The sequence below is a fragment of the Marisediminitalea alba genome, assembly GCF_002993365.1.
Taxonomy (GTDB): Bacteria; Pseudomonadota; Gammaproteobacteria; order Enterobacterales; family Alteromonadaceae; genus Alteromonas; species Alteromonas alba.
In genome coordinates this window covers 53,685-72,201 of record NZ_PVNP01000196.1, presented here as the reverse complement: position 1 = coordinate 72,201, position 18,517 = coordinate 53,685, and the positions used below count along the sequence as shown (strand labels likewise).

General features: G+C 49.2%; 14 protein-coding genes. 10 read left to right on the top strand and 4 right to left on the bottom strand.

The window, feature by feature from the left end; genetic code table 11:
- Positions 1-59 precede the first annotated feature (59 nt).
- The 8 genes from C6Y40_RS19645 to C6Y40_RS19610 all read left to right on the top strand — a co-directional run bounded on the left by C6Y40_RS19645 (position 60) and on the right by C6Y40_RS19610 (position 9,850).
- Complete coding sequence (locus tag C6Y40_RS19645; protein WP_146129617.1) at positions 60-929, top strand: hypothetical protein; 870 nt, start codon at positions 60-62, stop codon at positions 927-929.
- 222 nt (positions 930-1,151) lie between these two features.
- The gene (locus C6Y40_RS19640) at positions 1,152-4,838 is read left to right on the top strand and encodes an ATP-binding protein (RefSeq protein WP_105936094.1); all 3,687 of its coding nucleotides are present in this window, start codon (positions 1,152-1,154) and stop codon (positions 4,836-4,838) included.
- Positions 4,835-5,470, top strand: a complete 636-nt coding sequence (locus C6Y40_RS19635) for a condensin complex protein MksE (protein WP_105936093.1) — start codon at positions 4,835-4,837, stop codon at positions 5,468-5,470. Before C6Y40_RS19640 ends, C6Y40_RS19635 begins: the two co-directional genes overlap by 4 nt.
- Positions 5,467-6,687, top strand: coding sequence for a phosphoenolpyruvate carboxylase (locus tag C6Y40_RS19630; RefSeq protein ID WP_105936092.1), 1,221 nt, complete (start codon positions 5,467-5,469; stop codon positions 6,685-6,687). The genes C6Y40_RS19635 and C6Y40_RS19630 overlap by 4 nt, the downstream gene beginning before the upstream one ends.
- A 205-nt stretch (positions 6,688-6,892) precedes the next feature.
- Entirely contained in the window at positions 6,893-7,294 is a 402-nt protein-coding gene (locus C6Y40_RS19625; RefSeq protein WP_105936091.1) for a hypothetical protein, read from the top strand.
- A 187-nt stretch (positions 7,295-7,481) separates the two neighbouring features.
- Complete coding sequence (locus C6Y40_RS19620) at positions 7,482-8,588, top strand: alpha/beta hydrolase (protein WP_170308539.1); 1,107 nt, start codon at positions 7,482-7,484, stop codon at positions 8,586-8,588.
- A 476-nt stretch (positions 8,589-9,064) separates the two neighbouring features.
- Entirely contained in the window at positions 9,065-9,322 is a 258-nt protein-coding gene (locus C6Y40_RS19615) for a hypothetical protein (protein ID WP_105936089.1), read from the top strand.
- A 3-nt stretch (positions 9,323-9,325) separates the two neighbouring features.
- Positions 9,326-9,850 carry a DNA-binding protein gene (locus C6Y40_RS19610; protein ID WP_105936088.1) on the top strand — a complete coding sequence of 175 codons (525 nt, stop codon included), beginning with the start codon at positions 9,326-9,328 and terminating at the stop codon, positions 9,848-9,850.
- A 278-nt stretch (positions 9,851-10,128) separates the two neighbouring features.
- Here the strand turns inward: C6Y40_RS19610 and C6Y40_RS19605 are convergent, their stop codons facing one another.
- Complete coding sequence (locus C6Y40_RS19605) at positions 10,129-11,025, bottom strand: LysR family transcriptional regulator ArgP (RefSeq protein WP_105936087.1); 897 nt, start codon at positions 11,023-11,025, stop codon at positions 10,129-10,131.
- Between the two features lie 105 nt (positions 11,026-11,130).
- Between C6Y40_RS19605 and C6Y40_RS19600 the strand changes: the two genes are divergently transcribed.
- Positions 11,131-11,727 carry a LysE/ArgO family amino acid transporter gene (locus C6Y40_RS19600; protein WP_105936086.1) on the top strand — a complete coding sequence of 199 codons (597 nt, stop codon included), beginning with the start codon at positions 11,131-11,133 and terminating at the stop codon, positions 11,725-11,727.
- A 255-nt stretch (positions 11,728-11,982) separates the two neighbouring features.
- On the opposite strand, the gene C6Y40_RS19595 is transcribed toward C6Y40_RS19600, so the two are convergent.
- The 3 genes from C6Y40_RS19595 to C6Y40_RS19585 form a co-directional block, all read right to left on the bottom strand.
- Positions 11,983-15,090, bottom strand: a complete 3,108-nt coding sequence (locus C6Y40_RS19595) for an efflux RND transporter permease subunit (protein WP_105936085.1) — start codon at positions 15,088-15,090, stop codon at positions 11,983-11,985.
- Complete coding sequence (locus C6Y40_RS19590; RefSeq protein ID WP_105936084.1) at positions 15,083-16,141, bottom strand: efflux RND transporter periplasmic adaptor subunit; 1,059 nt, start codon at positions 16,139-16,141, stop codon at positions 15,083-15,085. The genes C6Y40_RS19595 and C6Y40_RS19590 overlap by 8 nt, the downstream gene beginning before the upstream one ends.
- A 110-nt stretch (positions 16,142-16,251) precedes the next feature.
- A complete protein-coding gene (locus C6Y40_RS19585; protein ID WP_105936083.1) occupies positions 16,252-17,985 on the bottom strand; it encodes an ABC transporter transmembrane domain-containing protein in 1,734 nt (577 codons plus the stop codon).
- Positions 17,986-18,255: 270 nt separating this feature from the next.
- On the opposite strand from C6Y40_RS19585, the gene rpsP reads away from it, so the two are divergent.
- Positions 18,256-18,507, top strand: coding sequence for a 30S ribosomal protein S16 (gene rpsP, locus C6Y40_RS19580; RefSeq protein WP_105936082.1), 252 nt, complete (start codon positions 18,256-18,258; stop codon positions 18,505-18,507).
- Positions 18,508-18,517 lie beyond the last annotated feature (10 nt).

Here is an 18,517-nt window from a genome sequence, read left to right as displayed (position 1 = left end):
CTCATCGCAACGGCTATACTTACTCAACTCGTTATTGAAATCATGCTACTTGCTGTTAAATGGAAAGAACTATTCCCCCTGCTTTGCATACTGCTATCTTGCTGCTTACGTTGCTCACAGCGGATTTGTGGTCTGGTCAGGGCTCACTGGCTGCTGAAGAAACGCGCGCCAACCCCCAGGTGGATATTCGCTGGATAAAAAACCCATCACCGCCTTTTCATATTCTGGATGGGCATCATGCCGGCTACGGTATTTGCGATGTGCTGGTGGATAAAATAAATGCCAGGCTGTCACCGCTTGATACCACTATTGACGTGTACCCGCAGTCAAGAATAAACCGGTTAATCGAAGGTACGGAAAATCTGTGTTTTCCTTGCATGATTAAGCGTCAGGATACCGACCGTTTTGTCTATAGTAAAAAGACTACCGTCTACCCACCACTGGGTATTATTCTGCGTAAAGAGCTACTGACAGAATTATATCCAACTCCTCCGGAAACACTGTCACTAAGAGATTTGCTCAACAACGATTCGCTAATATTCGGCTTTGCCGGTGCGCGACGTTTTCCTGAAGAGTTGCAAAGTGCCATTGACGCTCACAAAGATGACGATAATGTCCTCGCGCTCCCCGGCGTGTTGGGCCCGCTGCGACTGCTGCAGCAAATTGACTTTGAACGGGTCCATTACACGCTCGATTATCCCGGCGTCCTGCGCTATTTCGCAATCAAAGAAAATAACCAGTCGCTAACCTATATGCTCACCACGGAATACGGTGAACAGCCCGTTTATGGTGCTATCGGTTGTACCAACAATGCCTGGGGCAAACGCGCGATAAGAGCCATCGACTCGGTGCTGGATGAGGTCATAGCGGATCCGGAGTACCGGGAAAACCAGACGTTGTGGTTAAATACGCTGCCCGATAACCCGTAGAGTCACAAAGCTTGGTTAAATAATACGCGATCGTGGCGATTTTTCTGCATAAGCCCAAAACTGGCCCCTTCAAACCTGTGCAACAGCACAATTTCATAATAAACTGACGCGTTAATTTCGCCGTGCCGTAAAGCCAGCCATCAGCCGCGCTGGCAATCGCTCTTCAGTTAATAAACCAAACAATCACGGTGAAGAATATTCTAATAAAGAAACAGGAATCCTATGGCCGGTCTTAAACGAATTATACTTATCGACACTCATTTACCGGGCGTCGTTGAACTTAAGCTTGACGGGCACACTAACATTTGCGGAACCAATGCCTCGGGTAAAACCACACTACAACGTTTGATCCCGGTTTTTTACGGCGAATATCCGAGTCGGGTAGTGCCGGCAACCCGTGATAGTTTCGAACGCTGGTATCTGCCGCGTCAGTCATCTTTTATCATCTATGAATATACTCGCGCCGACGGCGAACTGTGCCAGGCGGTGTTAAGCTCAAATGGCACCGGTGTTAATTACCGCTTCATTGCCAAAGCATTCGATTTGGATGACTACCTCTATCAGCAAAAAAGCGGTAAGCATGCGTCGCTGTCCTCCACCGAAATCGCCCGCGCCATGAAGCGCAATAATATTGTGGTATCGAGCCTGTTAACCACCAAAGACTTTCGTGCGGTATTGCAAAACGATCAGGGGGTGCTGAATCAAAGCAGCAGTGCCCGTGAGTTACTCGGATACGCCAAGGTATTCAGCCTGAGTGAGTCTAACGAGCATTTACGTCATATCGAAAAGCTGGCTAAAGCGGTACACTCCAAGGAAGGCAAAATGGAAACCATCAAGGCCATGATTGCCGCTATTCTGGAAGAGGACGGCGTGCAGCCGCCTACCTCCAGTTTGTCGCGCAACCGGGTAGACGACTGGATCCGCGAATGCCACCTAATCCGCGCCTTCGACAAGGTACGCCCCGAGTTTACCCGCCTGGAGCAGGCCAATATGGCCCTGCAGGAAGCCGAAAGTGGCCTGGCAGAGATCAGTCAGGCCTTTGCACTGGATAAGACCAAACTTACCGCGCGCAGCGAAGAGGCTCGTCAGCAACTTGATGACGTATTGCATCAGAAAAAACTCAGCGACAGCACCTGGAACGAACGCCGCGACGAACTTAACCAGCAGGTCTCCGCCTCGCGGGCCGATGTGGAAAAGTACACCGCAGAGCTTGATTCCGTAGAGCGCGAGTTCGATAACTGGCAGGATCAGAACATCGAACAACTGAAAGAAGACGTGGCCAAACTGCCCCAGTGGCAGCGCGATTTAGAGTTGGTTTCCAGCCGCTATACACTGCTTACTGAACAGCATCAGGATATTGAATCAGCCTATAACCGCCGCGTGGCTGAAATTGGCGAAAGGTTGAGTGCCCAGGTAGAAGAACTGTCGGCAGCCCGCCAGGAAGCTGCAGAAAAACGCAGCGAGCAGCAACAGCAGGAGCGGGAAGCGCTCCAGGACATTAAAGCCGATTACGAAGCACAAATTCATACTTTAAGCGACAGCTACCACGCCAAGCTTAACGAACTCAAAGTCAGTGAGGCAGAAGCCAAAGTAGCGCTGGCCAATGCCGGTTATAACGAGTTCGAACAGTCACAGCTTGAACTGCTTGATGCCGCGATTAAAGAGGCAAGCATCAGCGAAGACAGCGTACGTAGCGAATACCGGCAGACACAAAGCAGCTATCAGAAGGCTGTTCAGCAGCGCGACGCTGCCAATCAGGCGCTGGAAAAAGCCCGGACCGCGCACCGCAAAGCCGAGCAGCAGGTAGAAGAAGTTAACGCACTGCTGTACCCCGGTGAAGGCTCACTGCTGGAGTATTTGCGCGCCAATGTGGATGATTGGGAAGGCTCTGTCGGCCGCCTTATCCGCCCTGAATTACTCGACCGCACGGATCTGAACCCTAAGCCGGCCGATAGTGCTGGCGGACTGTATGGCGTAGCACTGGCGCTGGAACATCTGGACGCGCCGGCTTATGCGAAAACCGAGCAGGAACTGAAAAAGGCGCTGGGTGAGGCCGAAGCCGCGCTCTCTGATGCGCTGGATAAACAAAATGAATGCGAAGCCGAGCTGGCTAAGTGTAATGAAGCGGTGCGTGTGGCCGAACTGGCAATGACCCGCCAGGACAACGCGGTACGCAGCGCAGAAGCGGCCCGTAAACGCGCAACGCAAGACAAAGAGTCGGTACTCAGCGAGTATCAGCATGCGCTTAAAGAGCGTAAGCAACGTGCGAAATCTCAGTTGGAAACAAACCAGCAAGCGCAAAAGAAACTGCAAAACCAGTTTGAAATGGATCGCGATGATATTAAGGATCAGCAGCGCGAAGCCGTTACTGAACATAGCTTCCACTGGCAGCAACTGATTGCCGACAGCGACGCTCGCCTGGCGCAACTGGATGGCGAAATTAAGCAAGCTAAAGCGTCGGCGGCTCAGGACCGGGAAGAAATGGCCAAATGGCTGGAAAACGAGCTTAACCAGCGCGGTCTGGATGTCGATGAAATTGGCCAGCTTAAAAAGCAAGTGAAGAGTCTGAAAGACGCCATTTATAAAACCGAAACCCAGCGCCATAAAGTGGCTGACTACGACCGCTGGTACCAAACGGTATTTACCGGCCAGAAGGTTACCTGGCAGCAGGGCTTAACCAAAGCCCGCAAGGTGTTAAGCGAGGCTGAGCGTGAGCTGAACGATTTGCAGGTGCAGTATCGTGAAACTCGCGAGAGTTTAAAAACCAAACAGTCAGAGCTGGAGAAACTGCTTAGCGTAGCTACCGAGCAGCTAGGTCAGGTAGATACTCTGGCAAAGAATCTGGCCAAACAAACGCTGCCTAAGGTTGAGGCCGTGGCCGAATGGCAACATGACGAGCTTAGCATCACTCAGCGGTTATCCCGTGCTCAGGCGCTACTAAAAGAGCGGGAAGAGCTACTCAGCGATATCCGCAATTATGTTGAACGTTTCGACCAGCTGATTGCCGCTCAGGCCGGTACCGGCCTGTCAGACACCTGGGAACGCGCGCGTGAAGAATGCGCAGTGATCAACGCTCACGGCGTGAAAGGCATTGATCATCGCCGCATGGTGGGGCACTTATCCCAGTTGTTAAACGTGATTGTACCGCAGAAAATTCAGGGGCTGCGCGAACAGGGCCGGATCTTTGGTGCCGACCTGAGTCAGTACTATTTTGTGCTGGCAGACATTGACAAGCGTATCGTTAGTCAGAGCCGTCGTATCAGTAAGGAAGTGGATGGCGAGTTATTCCTCGACGGCGTATCGGATTCCGCGGTGAAAATTCGTTCCCGCATCAGTGAGCTGGAATTCTGGCCTGAGCTGGAGCATTTCCGCACCCTGTACGACAGCTGGATGGAAGAGGGCGCCCACGAACTGCCGGACGATGAATACGGTCAGAGCATGCGCCGGGTGCTGGATATTCTGGGCCGTGCCGCGCTTTCTGGTGGTATAAGTAAACTGCTGGATATCGAACTGCACCTGCGCGAGGGCAACAGTGATTTGGTGATCCGCACCGACAGACAGCTGAATGAGTCTTCGAGCCATGGTATGGCTTACCTGATTCTATGTAAGTTCCTGCTGGCCTTTACCCGCTTACTACGTGGTGAAGCAGATGCGGTTATCCACTGGCCAATTGATGAGCTCGGTACCTTGCACCAGAGCAACGTGAAAAAGATTTTCGATGCCTGTCAGGCTAACAATATCAGTGTCGTTGGCGCGTTCCCGAATCCGGAGTCTGATGTATTAAAACTGTTTGAGAACCGTTATCTCATCGACAAAGTGTCTAAGCAATTACAGGTGGTTCAGCCGAAGAGCTCAAACCTGTCATCATTGATTCAGGCCCGTAAAGCTAAGCAGGAGGTGTCAGCATGATGACCGAACAGGGCAAAGTATTGAGCGCATTACTCAATGGCCAGTTTATTTGTCAGGTGAGTGATGAAGACAGCTGGCGCTTTTTAAAAAGCCGCGATAATGCCAGTAAACTCGAACCGCATTTAAACCTGCTTAACCGCACCCTGGCCACCACCGGCGAGGGCGAAGTGTTTTTTGCCGGCTATCTCACGCTGGGCGACGAAGAACGTAAAGTATTACTGCAGCAGTTTCAGGAAACCACCTCCAGTCTGGTGCCATTGGTGGAGTGGTTGTTACTGGTTCAGCAGGCTAGTGAATCGGATATGCCGCTCACCATGGGCAATGCTATCCGCTTAAATGAGCTGCAAACCGTTATCGAGGATACCCCGGCTTACAGTGAGCAACTGGAAAAAATTTCCCGCTACCGCTTGTTTGGCTCCACCAGTGTCAATCTGGACGGCCAGCTTAAGCAGGTGTTTAAAAAGCTCACCGACTTAGGGTACTTAATGAAGCCCAATCCGGAAAAGCAGATTTATCTGGCTACCGGCAAAGTAGAGCACTTATTCGAAGTGATCCGCTTTATCGACGAGACCGAGTCGCTGTCGTTATCAGAGCAGGCAGAAGCGGCTATTCAGCAGGGCAGTCTGCTATGAGTCAGGTGCTTATTCAGGCAGGGAGCCGGTTTTTAAATGCATTGGGTCGCCACAGCGATCTCATTATGCACGCCTACGTGAACGGCTCGGTGGATGAGTCAAACTTTAGCCGCAAGGTCCTCGAGCAGCTCATTCAACTGGGAATTTTATGGCGACCGGATCCACAAAGTGCACTGCGGCTTAAAAGTGCAGTCAGAAACTTGTTGGAAAGCGGCCTGCAGGATGAACGCAACCGCAACATTAACGCCAATATCGGTACCGCGCTGGCGAGTTTAAAAACCATTGCAGAGCACTATAAAGAATCACTGCACTACAACCGGTTTAACGAAGCTCACGCTTACATGACCGACCTGACTGAGCACGTGTATCAGCTCACCGAATCGCTGGCTAACAGCGTGCGGGTGATGTTTAGCCGCATTAATAACGAGTTTGGTTACGTATCCTCAGTGGAAGCCAAAATCCGCGAGAATGAGCTGGCCCAAGGGCAGGTATCGGAGCTATTGAATCAACTGGAATGCTTCCGTTTTGATGAGCTCAGTGAAATCGCTGGCAGTAATCGTGAATTGCGCCATTTGCTGGTGGTTGCCCTACAGCAAAGCTTCTCTAAAGCAACCCAGGAGCTGTCGGTTGCACAAGCACGACTGCTCGATTTACTTGGGCGTTTTCGTGAGTTCCAGGGCCGTACACGGCTGCTTAAAGGCTTTTTACTGCACATGGAGCATCACCCTGACTTTGCGCCCGGTAATTACCCGAATCTTACTCAGGTTCCGGTATTGTTTAATCAGTCGGCGGCCATGCTTAAACCGGCCAGCATCGATGTTAATCAGGTTGCTCACGAACAGGAATTACAGCAGATTGTTGCCTCGTTGAGCTCGGTGTATCGCCGTAAGCCCACTGTGAGCGAACCGGAAAAAGCATCGACCATTGATGTCAGTGAACAGCAGTCAGTGGATTTAGACAGCGATCCGCTACAGGAAGAGGTGGATGCTTACTTTTGTGAAGTGATTGATAACGGTCAGTCCTTATCGGCGCTGGATTATTTCAGCCAGCGCGAGCTTGAGTTCGATCCGGAAGTGTGGATTTATCAGGTGATTGGTGGTTATCAGGCACTTGATGATGAAGACAAGCAGTTCTTCGCTATCGATCCGGTAGGGCGCGCCGATGAAAAATATACCGGTAACTTTGTGATCCATGATGTCACTTTGGGACTAAGATAACAGTACCCAATCAGCGTGATGTAAAACGGCTCGCTGTCGGTTAGGCAGGAGCCGTTTTTTATTGCCTTAAAAGCCGGTTTTTAGATGAAATTGGTCTTGGAAAATCACAATTTAAACTTATAATTAACATGTGTGTAACATGATAGGGTACTATCTGTTAAAGAGGTTACCGGCCGGATGCCGGTTGTAGTGAACAGGAGCTGTTATGCATTTGTCAGAAGAACAAAAATTTAATCAGGCGCTGATAAAACTTGCGGTATTGTTTTATCAGGTCGACAGAAAAATTCTGCTCAGCGAGCAGGACTACCTTGAAGAGCTGGTAGAATCCCTCGAATGGGACAGTCCCATCTGCCGTGAAGCTTACGTTAACGAAGTTATCTACCAAACCCGAACGGCCTTGGATACCGGTGACGCCGCTGATATTTTACGCAGCTTGCAGACTGATTTAGCGTTTAATGCCAATCAGGCGCTGGAAGTGGCCATGGCGATGTCGGGTGTAGACGGCGAGCGCAGCGAAGAAGAAACCGAGCTCCTGAGCCTGCTAACGCACAAAATACTGGCCCGGGAACTCACTGCCAGCCGAGTAGAGTTACCGGTTGCCTCCTGAAGTACTTATTGAAATGCAGCCGGAACGAAGGTAGGGTCAGGAATATTTAGCACAATCAGACCATCCCTGCCTGATGAAATTATTTCGGCTGTTTTGCCTGGTGTTATTGGTGATAACTGGCTCGGCCATGCTTTTGAGCAGTTGTCAGCAAACCCACGATGAAAGATTTTCTCCGTCGGACACCCTCGTGCCGACCACAATTACTCCCTTTTCGGATTACCAGCTAGCCGTTGCCTACTGGCTTAACGAACACCGTCAACTCACCGGCTCAGATAAGCCGCGGGAGATCAAGATCAACACTCCTTTCGAATGTGGTGTCGGCAATAAAAAAGGCGTGTTGTTTATCCACGGTCTGGGGGACTCGCCGTACTTTTTTCAGGATGTTGCCCAACGCCTGTGTGACCAGGATGTATGGGTGAGAACGATACTTCTACCCGGCCATGGCTCCAAACCCGGTGATATGCTGAACGCTAGCTATGAACTATGGCAACAAGCCACTAATTTCCATGTCGAGCAGTTCTCACGCGAGGTGGATGAGTTATATCTGGCCGGATTTTCCACCGGCACTAATCTGGCCGTTGTGGCCGCGGGTCAGCGTGATGATATTGCCGGGTTATTGCTGTTTTCGCCGGCATTTGAATCCCGTTTCGCGGTCACCTGGCTGGCGCCGTATTTAACCGGCGTGTTCAGCTGGCCAAACGTAGAACCTGAAGATAACCCGACACGGTATAACTCCATGGCCATGCAAGGGTTTGCCGCGTATCAGAAAAGCGTTGATGCGGTTCAGGTGTCATTGCATCAGCAATTAGTTTCTGTACCCGCGTTACTGGTGGTGCCAGAGGGCGATAGTGTGGTGGATGTGAATACGGTAGCTGAGCTTTACACTGTGCATTTTCGTCACCCGAAGAGTGAGTTGTTGTGGTTGGGTGAAGAAGAGGGGGCGCCTGCTGACAGTCAGGTGCTGAGCATGAAAATACCGGCGCAGCGGATTTATGGGAAAGTTTCAAATAGTTTAGCGATTGTCACGAACTATTCGGCCCTTAAGAAAAGCTTTGGTGCAGATAAAAACTTCAAGTTGCATGCTGGTGTTGTCAATTATATTGATTATGAAAATGAAGGTTTTAAACTTCCTATAACCTCAGCACGATTTGGACGTGTATTGACCAAAGAAAGAGCTTACGGTGATGAAAGAGAGTTACGTATTTTCTTTGAAGACCATGGAATGGTTAATGATTTAATTGATACAACAGTTGCGTTTGATTATTTTCCTTCTGAAGAACTAATCAAGGACTAGAAACAGGGAGTTAAACCTGAAGTAGATTTGAATATCTTAATCGAGAGAATAATAATTAATCCAGATGCTGACCTTGAATTTGTTAATAAAGTTAAAAATACTGTAGGTGACTTACTTCCAAAGCTTGATCCCACAAAGATAGTACAATCGTCTTTAAAAGACTATAAACCTCAAAAGCCCAGACCATTCGATTACCCATAATAAGTAGAAGTTTGCTTTTGACCAAATGAAGAAATCCAGTGGTAAAAGCCTGACCGTCCGCTGTTTGTCTGTTGATGCCCTTGGAAGCTCGATGTAGAGCAACTCCGTGCGTATATAAGACGCTTAATATCCCTTTCCCTGAAAACCCAGATATAGTTTTTCTGAGGAAACGGGTATTAGTATGGACTCTTAGTAATAACTTGTTACTAGCAAGGTTGTCAGTTGACAACCTTCTTTTATTCACCTACACTCTACCAAAAGATTTTTGATTAAGCATGCCTAGAAAAAAACATTCGAAAAAGGAAATTGAGGAAGCATTGAATTACGCTGAAGAGCTTGGTTGGAGAGTGGAAGTAGGTGGTGGTCATGCTTGGGGTAAAATATATTGCCCTTACAATGATAAAGAGTGTCGCTGTGGTGAATTTTGTATTTCAAGTGTCTGGAGTACACCTAAAAATGCTAGTAATCACGCCAAGCAAATTAAGAGAGTTGTTGATAACTGCACTGCTCGGGATACTGACCCGGAGGAGTAAATTATGAAAGAATTTGAATTTACGTTAAAATTTTCACTTCCAGATTCTTCCCAAGATCCGCAAGACTACATTGATGCTCTTGGAGCAGCTGGTTGCGACGATGCTATTATTGGAATAGCTCAAAAAGGCCGTGTTGCGCTTCAGTTTACACGAGAAGCTAGTGATGCATTTTCTGCTGTGACATCAGCGATAGGGGATGTTAAATCAGCTATTCCAGATGCCAAATTAATTGAATCCACACCAGATTTAGTTGGGCTTACTGATATAGCCAAATTAATGGGAGTTACTCGGCAATATTTGCGTAAGTTGGAAACTACTAAGATAAATTTTCCACAACCTGTTCATACTGGAAAAGTTGCAATTTGGCATCTTTCTAACTTTCTGCAATGGTATGAAGTGTCTCAGCGTAAGCAAGTAAACATAGCCATAAAAGAGATTGCGTCTGCAAATATGCAAATAAATATTGCTAAAGAATGGGCTCAATTAGATTCCAGCACTAGATCAAAAATATCTTCGTTAGCACTTTAAGCATAACAATCAAATTAGGCCGTGCGCCAGAGGCGCACTGGGACAACAACATGCAGGCTCAGCTCAATTCACTTCGTTCGCAGTTTTGCCTACGTTTTATAGCTCCTGCTTGGGCCGTTTGACCGTCCGCTCCTTGTCTTTTGGAGCCAGTCATTCTGTAGGGCTGAAGTGTACGTATTGCAGACATTGACATCAAGAATTTTCAATTGCAGTTGAGAGCAAATAAAGAATATAGGTTTCTTGAAATATATATGACTGCCTCACTCAAGAAATAGCCTTCAAGGAATTTTTATTAAACGTTTAGCAGCAACTTTAACTGCATGGGTTCTTAACGCTTTTAAAGGAGGGCTTTCCGCTTCCCAGCAATGCCAGTATAAAGGCGTATCCAAATGGTAGTCTGGCATAAGGTTAACCAGTTCCCCTTTCTCAACTGAATCTCCCAGCTGCAAGATAGGAAGAAGCCCATATCCCAACCCTGCAAGCATTGCCTGCTTAAATCCTTCTGGTGAGGGGCAAATGTGTGTATAGCGAGGGACTGAATCACTCAGTTGTGCGAGAAATTCATGTTGTAATTTGTCATGCTCATCAAATACCAAACATGGAAGGTCTGCAAGCTGGTGTGGAGATGTAATGTCGTAACGCTTTATGAAAGAGGGGCTACATATAGCTTGATATCGTAAAGCTCCCAGTTCATATGCCAGACTGCCGTTAACTGGCGAAGCATTCGAACATATACAAACCATGACCTCCCCAGCCTTCATTCTCTTCAAGCCGACCGATTGGTCTTCCGTTAAAATTTCAAATCTGTAATTATATTCAAAACTCTCCTGAGGAGCTGTCAAAGCCTCAGGCAGCCATGTTGCCAAGGAGTCAGCATTCGCTGCGAGCTTAACGGTGATAGGTTGGCGGTTATCGTAATGGAAGTCACTGCCTTTCAGGTTCAACGATAATTCGAGTTGTTGAACCTGTTGCAGGTGAACCAACAATTTGGTTCCTAGCTCTGTGGGTTTGGGCGGCTTTGTTCGAATTAGGACAGGCTCGCCCAGCAACGACTCTAGGTGATGTATACGCCTGCTAACAGCAGACTGTGTCAAAAACAATCTCTTAGCGGCCTTTTCAAATCCCTTCTCCGCGACTACTGCAAACAACGCTTCAAGCAGCTGATAATCTATCATGATGAAAATTCATGTATGGGAAATATTATTCATTAGACGCATGATATTACAGTGAATAAAATTCCACCACTCATTTGAATGTATCCGATAACTAGGTGGTAATAGGTGTCTTTTGTATCAGGTCTAATTTTAGGATTGAGTTTAATAATTGCGATTGGCGCTCAGAATATATGGGTGTTAAGTCAAAGTATGGCAGGCGCAAATAGGCTGGTAATCGCTTCGGTTTGCATTTTATGCGATGCATCACTGATAGTTATCGGCGTTTACTCAGCAAGTGAATTACAAGAGTGGATACCAGAGTTTGTGCCATGGCTCACGTGGGCTGGGATTGGGTTATTACTTTATCTGGCTTTTGGTTCAGCGACGCGAGCATACAAAGGCTCCTCAGCACTGCATATTAGCCAAACAGTTGCCACTGATTGGCGGAAAACTGCTTTTACCGCTCTGGCAATCAGTTTACTCAATCCTCATGTTTATTTAGACACGGTACTTTTGCTTGGAGGTGTTGGGGCGTTGCAACCAAATCCGACATTATTTGCTTTTGGCGCATGTGTCGGCTCAATAGTTTGGTTCGTAAGTTTGGTATCATTTTCTCCAAAACTTAAGCGATTACTTAGCTCTACATTCCGGTGGCGTGTTTTTGATACCGTTATTTCTATACTTCTTTGCACTGTTGCCTTTCAGCTCTTCACTTATACCTGACTATCATATTTTTTTGGAACTGCCACCATAGACCCTCTAAAAAAATATCGGTGATACCCATCTAAGCTATTTAATGCAGCGACGACTATCTTCGTTAAACCGAACGTCCGCTCATTGTCTTGAGCAGACTAATCTACCTGAATTTCTGATGTGCTCCTTTCGCTCATAGCCGCCCTGGAAAGTTCGCTACAAATTTGTCCGCCGCAATAAAAACAGCCCGCATTAAGCGGGCTGGTTAATCGTTAAATAACGGTTTTATACCTCGGCAGCTGCCAATTCATCTTCAAGCTGTCTTGTTTCATCTGCCCGTGGTTTGGTAAAGCGCGCAAGACCAAGGTAGATAACCGGCGTTAGGTAAAGGGTAAAGATTACCGCGATACCAAGCCCACCAAAAACAACCCAACCAATGGCGTTACGAGCTTCCGCGCCGGCGCCGCTGGATAAGATGAGCGGTAAGCCACCTAAAATGGTTGAAACCAGTGTCATCATAATGGGGCGTAGGCGAACCTTACCGGCTTCAACTATTGCTTCGTAAACACCATAACCACGGTCACGCAATTGGTCGGCAAATTCAACCAGCAGGATGGCATTTTTGGCCAGCAGACCTATCAGCATTACCAGCCCAATTTGTGAATACACATTGATTGAGGTGTTCGTAAGGTAAAGGGCATAAATTGCAGCAGCGATACCGAATGGCACGGTGAGCATAACAACCACGGCGCTGTTCACACTTTCGAACTGCGCGGCCAGTACTAAAAACACAATCACAAACGCCAAGATGTAAGTCATGGCGACTTGTTGTGAGGTTTCCTCGTATGCCTGCGCCTCGCCGAGGAAAATCGTACCAATGCCTTCCGGCAGCACTTCGTCACCAATGTTTCTAAGCTTCGTTACGGCATCATTGATAGTGATATCTTCCGGCATGCTCATGTCGAGTTTGATGGCGCGGCGCTGGGCCTGACGCTCTAGCTCGGCAGCTACACCTTCTTCAGTGATGTAGGCCACGCTGGATAACGGGATAAGACTGCCGTTATCTGACTTCACATACAGGTTGGTGAGGTCAGACGGATCGCTGGTATTTCTGTCATTGGTTTGCAGAATGATAGGGATAGCCTGATCGCCAATATTCAAATCAATGATGTCATTACCGCCGATAGCGGCACGCAGGGTTGAGGATATATCACTAAGCGGTACACCTAACTCATCAGCCCGGCGGCGGTCGATGTTAACTCGCAATTGCGGCTGAGTGGGTTTATAGCTAATTCGGGGCGCACCTAGCTCCGGCATTTGCTCTTCAATGGCCGCAGCATAGACCAGGGCAGCGTCATAAATACGCTCGTAGGTGTCACCGGTAAGCGCCAGCTCAAGGCCACCACTCTGACCTCGCAGATTGAGACTGTTGCCACCAAAGGCATTACCCGGTGCTCCCGGCACTGATTGCAGTTTAGGGCGTATTTCACCAATGATTTCCTGTACCGATTTGTCACGCTCATCCCAGTGTTTCAAATCGGCGGTAATGAATACGATGTTCGGATCCCAACTGCCTACTACAGTGTAAATCGACGCGATTTCCTCACTTTCCACGTATGGCATCAACAGGCTTTCCATACTCATGGCCTGGCGGTCCATAAAGTTGCGTCCTACGCCGTCTGGCCCGCGGGCAAATATCCGAATGGTGCCGCGGTCTTCGCTGGGCAGTAACTCGTTTTCAATGCTCTGTGACGTAAAGTAAGCGCCGCCAGCAGCCAGTAAACACAATGCCAGCACTAACCAGGCGTATCTTAACGACCATACCAGGGTGGTTTTGTAAAACTGCAGGCAGTAGTGACCGAGTCGGCCCAGCGTGGCATCAAACAAACTGCGTTTATTGGCTTTTGGTGATTTTACTGGCAGTCGGGCGGTTAGTGCGGGTACCAGTGACAAGGCCACAAAAGAGGAAATGATCACTGAACCGGCCAGTACACCGCCAAATTCTCGGAATAATCGCCCGGCCGTTGAAGGCAGAAAAGCAATGGGGATGAATACCGACGCTAATACCGCCGTGGTAGCGATAACCGCGAAAAATACTTCCCGGGTGCCAATTACGGCTGCTGCTCTGGCACCTAAGCCCATGGCACGGCGTCGCTGAATGTTTTCTGATACCACGATGGCGTCATCTACAATCATGCCGGTGGCGAGAACCAGTGCCAGCAGGGTTAGAATATTTACTGAAAAGCCGAGCAGCCAGATGATTGCCAGGGCACCCGTCAGAGATACCGGAATGGATAACGCTGGCACAATGGTCGCCCGCCAGGAACCGATAAAAAACAGCAGGGTAAACACCACCAGAATAATGGTTAAGCCCAGGGAAAAGGCGACCTCTTCCACCGAGTCGCGAATAAATTCGGCGTCATCGGAGGTAACCTGAATTTGCATTTCAGGAAAGCGCTCATCGAAGGTGTCGACCATGGCCAGAATTTCATCAGAAATCTCAATGGTGTTTGAGCTGGCCTGACGGATAACGCCAATACCAATTACCGGTTTGCCGTCCAGGCGAACAGCGCTGGTGGAATCGGCCGGGCCGAAATACACACTGGCCACATCTCCAATGCGGGTATCGCCAGTGATCACTATGTCTTTAATATCTTCGGCGGTGAGGGAGGTAGCATCGGCCCGTACGATGAGCATCTGATCGCTGGACTGGATGCTGCCTGCCGGTACGTCAAACGGGGCGGTGCGCAGCACATTGGCTACGTCAGTCATCGACAACCCAAAGCTGGTAAGGCGCAGAGGATCTACCGAGACTCGCAGTACCCGTTCGCGATCGCCGTTAAGGGTAACATCTGCCACGCCGGGAATACTTAAAAATAGCGGCGCTAAATCGGTATCAACTCTCTCTGTGAGTGTTTCCGCATCGAGGGTTTCGCTGGAAATAGCCAGACTAACAACGGCCTGAGCATCGTTATCTGCCTTGATAATAGACACCTGTTCTACTTCATCGGGCAATTGCCGTTGTACGCGGCTGACTGATTCACGAGTTTCGTTGGCGGCATCGTCAAGGTTAATGCCGGGGCGAAATTCCACCCGCACCCGGGCCGAGTTTTCTTCGCTCTGGGCGTAGATGTTTTTCACGCCACTCACCCGGGCTACCGCACCTTCGAGGTGAGCGGTGACTTCTGCATCTACCGTTTCCGGTGACGCATTAGGATATTGCGCACTTACCGTAATGGTTGGCGTGTCTACATCGGGCAGTTCACGTACTTCAAGCCCGTTTAAGGCGGCATAGCCGGCTATCGCAATCAGCAGGTTTAATACAATGATAAGTACCGGACGGCGAATCGATAACGAGGGCAGGTCGTTATGATTGTCAGCAAGGTTACTCATTGGTGTCTCTCCGCGCCAACGAGGTGGTAATAGACTGTCCTTCACGCAGCGACTGAATACCTTCTGCAACCAGCAGATCGCCGTCAGTTAAATCGCCACTCACCAGAATTGTACCGCGCAGGCGCTGATGCACACTCACATCCACACGCTTGGCTTTGTTATCTACCGCGGTGTAGATATATGCACCGGTAGCGCCCCACAATAAAGCAGCCTCAGGGATAGCGGCGTATCGTTCACCCTGCAGATTGAGTTTTACCCGAAAGCTCATGCCCGGACGGTAGCGGTCGCTTTCGTTGGGCAGTAGAGCTCGCGCCGCCATAGTACGGTCTGTATTGTTAATACGCGAGTCCAGCTGCGCAATATCCGCGGTTAGCGATACATCCCGTGAAGCCCAGGGCTGTAATGTCACCGAGGTTTCAGACATTAACAGCGACACCGCAGACTCCGGCGCACGAAAATTCACATATAAACTGGAACGGTCATCGAGGGTGGTAATGACGGTAGTGGTGGTTATCCGGTCGCCAACTTCCACGTCGGTTAAACCCACATAGCCAGAAAAAGGCGCCGCAATATGGCGGTCTTCCAAATCGGCTTTGGCTTCATCAAGGGTTACTTTTGCCAGGTCGCGGGCGGTGCGGGCGATATCGATTTCACTTTCTGCCACTGCGCCGCGGTCGCGGCTGTCGACCAGGCGCTTCAAAGCTCGCTCAGTATCTTCAAGTTGTAATTCAGCACGGCGCACAGCAACTACCTGACGGCGATCGTCCAGGGTCAGCAGAATATCGCCTTTATTGACTTTTTGTCCCGGCACAAAATTTACCGCGGTCACCTCGTCAGCCACGGCGGGGTAGAGGGTGACAGATTTAACCGCTTCAGCTGTGCCAACCGCTTCTACATTTTTTTGTTCGTGCATAAACTCAATTTTATTGAGAACAACCAGCTTGGCACTGTTGCCCCTGCCGCCCCAGCTCTGCGCTGAGACCGGAGTTGTCATTATCACCAGGTGAGCCAGAGCACCTATACAGAGCATTCTTTTCAAATTTTTTATCATGTCGCTTCCTGAATACCTCTATCACCAACTGCTACGTAGTTAACACAAAGAGGGAGCATTATTATTTTATTGTTAATAATTCGTATTATCGCTAATGGTATGTTTGCGGGCTAGGGAATGAGTTGCAACTCGGCGTACTCCTTATACAGGGTGTCGCTTTTGATTAATTCCCCGTGTTTTCCCGAGCCTCTGACCGTGCCGTTATCCATTACAACGATGCGATCGCACATTTGTACCGTGGCCAGACGGTGAGCGATCACGAGTGTGGTGCGTCCTTTTATAAGGTACTTAAGTGCCTGCTGGACTTTATACTCACTTACCGCGTCGAGTGCGCTGGTGGCTTCATCAAGCAACAGCACCGGGCGATCCGCCAGAAACGCGCGGGCAATAGCGATACGCTGACGCTGACCACCTGAGAGCTTTACGCCGCGTTCACCGAGTTGAGTGTGATAACCGTCGCTGAGCTCATTAATAAAGTCATCGGCAAACGCCTGTTTTGCCGCTTCAACCACCTCGGCTTCGCTGGCGTAGGGCCGGCCATAGCGAATATTCTCAATCACCGTGCTGGCAAAAATGACCGGTTCCTGGGGCACCAGGGCAATTTGTTGACGCAGGCTGTCGAGGGTAAGCTCGGTAACCGGGCTGTCATTGAGTTTGATGGCGCCGCCCTGAATAGGGTAGAAGTGCTGGAGCAGTTGAAATAAAGACGATTTACCCGCACCGCTTGGGCCTACTAACGCAACGCACTCGCCTGGTTGCACCTGCAAAGAGAAACCTTTGAATAAAGTGGCGTAAGCGGTATACCCAAAGTTCACCTGTTCAAAACTGATTTTGGGCGGCGAGTCGAGTGTTGGCAGCACTACCTGGCCAGAATTGTTATTGGCAGTGGTGGCGAGCAGTTCAAGCAGCCGTTCACTGGCACCCACACCACGCTGAATATCACCGAGGACTTCGCTGATGGTGGCTATACTGCTGCCGGCCAGTACGGCATAAAATAGGAATGCTGAGAGTTGGCCCGCGCTGATGTCGCCGCTCATGACTTGCCTGATCCCCAGCCAGCCGATACCAATCACCGATAGCATACTCACCAGCATAATCACGCCGATTAACATTGAACGGTAATGGATGCGCGTGGCAGCGGCCTGCAGGGCTGAGCTAACCTTCTGGGTGAATTTTTGTTGTTCGCCGGATACTGCATTAAATGCCTGCACCACCATAATTTCGTGCAGGGTTTCATCTATTTGTGAGCCCATGTCGGCAATGCGGTCCTGACTAAGGCGTGAATAATGGCGCACTTTAGGGGCAATAAGTTTGAGCGGTACCAGAATAAAGGGCACGGCCACCAGTACACACAAGGTCAGCATGGGGCTGGTAAAGGTCATTAATATAAGTGCGCCCACAAATCCCACCAGCGAACGCAGGGCCATGGATAAACTCATGCCCACAACGGTTTGAATAACACTGGTATCGTTGGTAAAGCGGGAAATCACTTCGCCGGTACGGATTTCGGCAAAAAAGCCGGGCGTCAGAGTAAGCAGATGATGATATACCTGAATACGAATATCGGCGCTGATACGCTCGCCGAGCCAGGTCATCAGATAAAAGCGAAAGTAAGTGGCCAGGCAACCCACCACGGCAAACAGGATAACCCAGCCAATGGCTGCATCCAGCCGGTTGATGTTGCCGGCGCTGAGTCCTTCATCAACAGTAAGCTTAATGCCCTGTCCGAGCAGCAGCCAGGCGGCAGCCGCAACAGTAAGTGCGATAACTGCACAAACGACTTTAAGTTTATAGGGCTTAAGTAACTGCGCCAGCCATATCAGTACGTCTTTGGTTAATATCAATGCATTACCACGGGAGTGATTGTTATGTTGTGAGTATTATGAGTGAGAGTCGTTGCGATGCCCAGTTAAGATGAGTTAAGGAGTGTAAAGGAGGAGCCAGGTTACTTTCGGGTTCGTTTTATTCTGCCTGTTCAGGGCAATTAATCGCTGATAAGCCTTGCAATTTCATTGCGTATACGTATAATTCCGCGGCCTTTCGCCTTGTATGTATTTCATTCAGGGTTTGAAAAGGTAAGTTAACGGTAACGCTACAACGAGTTTGAGGCATTTATGGTTACTATTCGTTTACAGCGTGGTGGCGCCAAAAAGCGTCCATTTTATCAAGTAGTGGTTGCAGAAAGCAGCCGTGCAAGAAACGGTCGTTTCATCGAAAACGTCGGTTTCTTTAACCCAACTGCACAAGGTCAGGCTGAGCGTCTGCGTTTAGATCTTGAGCGTGTAGAGTACTGGGTTGGTGTTGGCGCAAGCTTATCTGAGCGCGTTAACAGCTTGGTAAAAGAAGCTAAAAAAGCGGCAGCGTAAGCTGTCCTTA

What these genes read in the sequence shown, in the direction of transcription:
- C6Y40_RS19645 (WP_146129617.1), top strand. Translation starts at nt 60, where the DNA reads ATGGAAAGAACTATTCCCCCTGCTTTGCATACTGCTATCTTGCTGCTT.
- C6Y40_RS19640 (WP_105936094.1), top strand. Translation starts at nt 1,152, where the DNA reads ATGGCCGGTCTTAAACGAATTATACTTATCGACACTCATTTACCGGGC.
- C6Y40_RS19635 (WP_105936093.1), top strand. Translation starts at nt 4,835, where the DNA reads ATGATGACCGAACAGGGCAAAGTATTGAGCGCATTACTCAATGGCCAG.
- C6Y40_RS19630 (WP_105936092.1), top strand. Translation starts at nt 5,467, where the DNA reads ATGAGTCAGGTGCTTATTCAGGCAGGGAGCCGGTTTTTAAATGCATTG.
- C6Y40_RS19625 (WP_105936091.1), top strand. Translation starts at nt 6,893, where the DNA reads ATGCATTTGTCAGAAGAACAAAAATTTAATCAGGCGCTGATAAAACTT.
- C6Y40_RS19615 (WP_105936089.1), top strand. Translation starts at nt 9,065, where the DNA reads ATGCCTAGAAAAAAACATTCGAAAAAGGAAATTGAGGAAGCATTGAAT.
- C6Y40_RS19610 (WP_105936088.1), top strand. Translation starts at nt 9,326, where the DNA reads ATGAAAGAATTTGAATTTACGTTAAAATTTTCACTTCCAGATTCTTCC.
- C6Y40_RS19605 (WP_105936087.1), bottom strand. Translation starts at nt 11,025, where the DNA reads ATGATAGATTATCAGCTGCTTGAAGCGTTGTTTGCAGTAGTCGCGGAG.
- C6Y40_RS19595 (WP_105936085.1), bottom strand. Translation starts at nt 15,090, where the DNA reads ATGAGTAACCTTGCTGACAATCATAACGACCTGCCCTCGTTATCGATT.
- C6Y40_RS19590 (WP_105936084.1), bottom strand. Translation starts at nt 16,141, where the DNA reads ATGATAAAAAATTTGAAAAGAATGCTCTGTATAGGTGCTCTGGCTCAC.
- rpsP (WP_105936082.1), top strand. Translation starts at nt 18,256, where the DNA reads ATGGTTACTATTCGTTTACAGCGTGGTGGCGCCAAAAAGCGTCCATTT.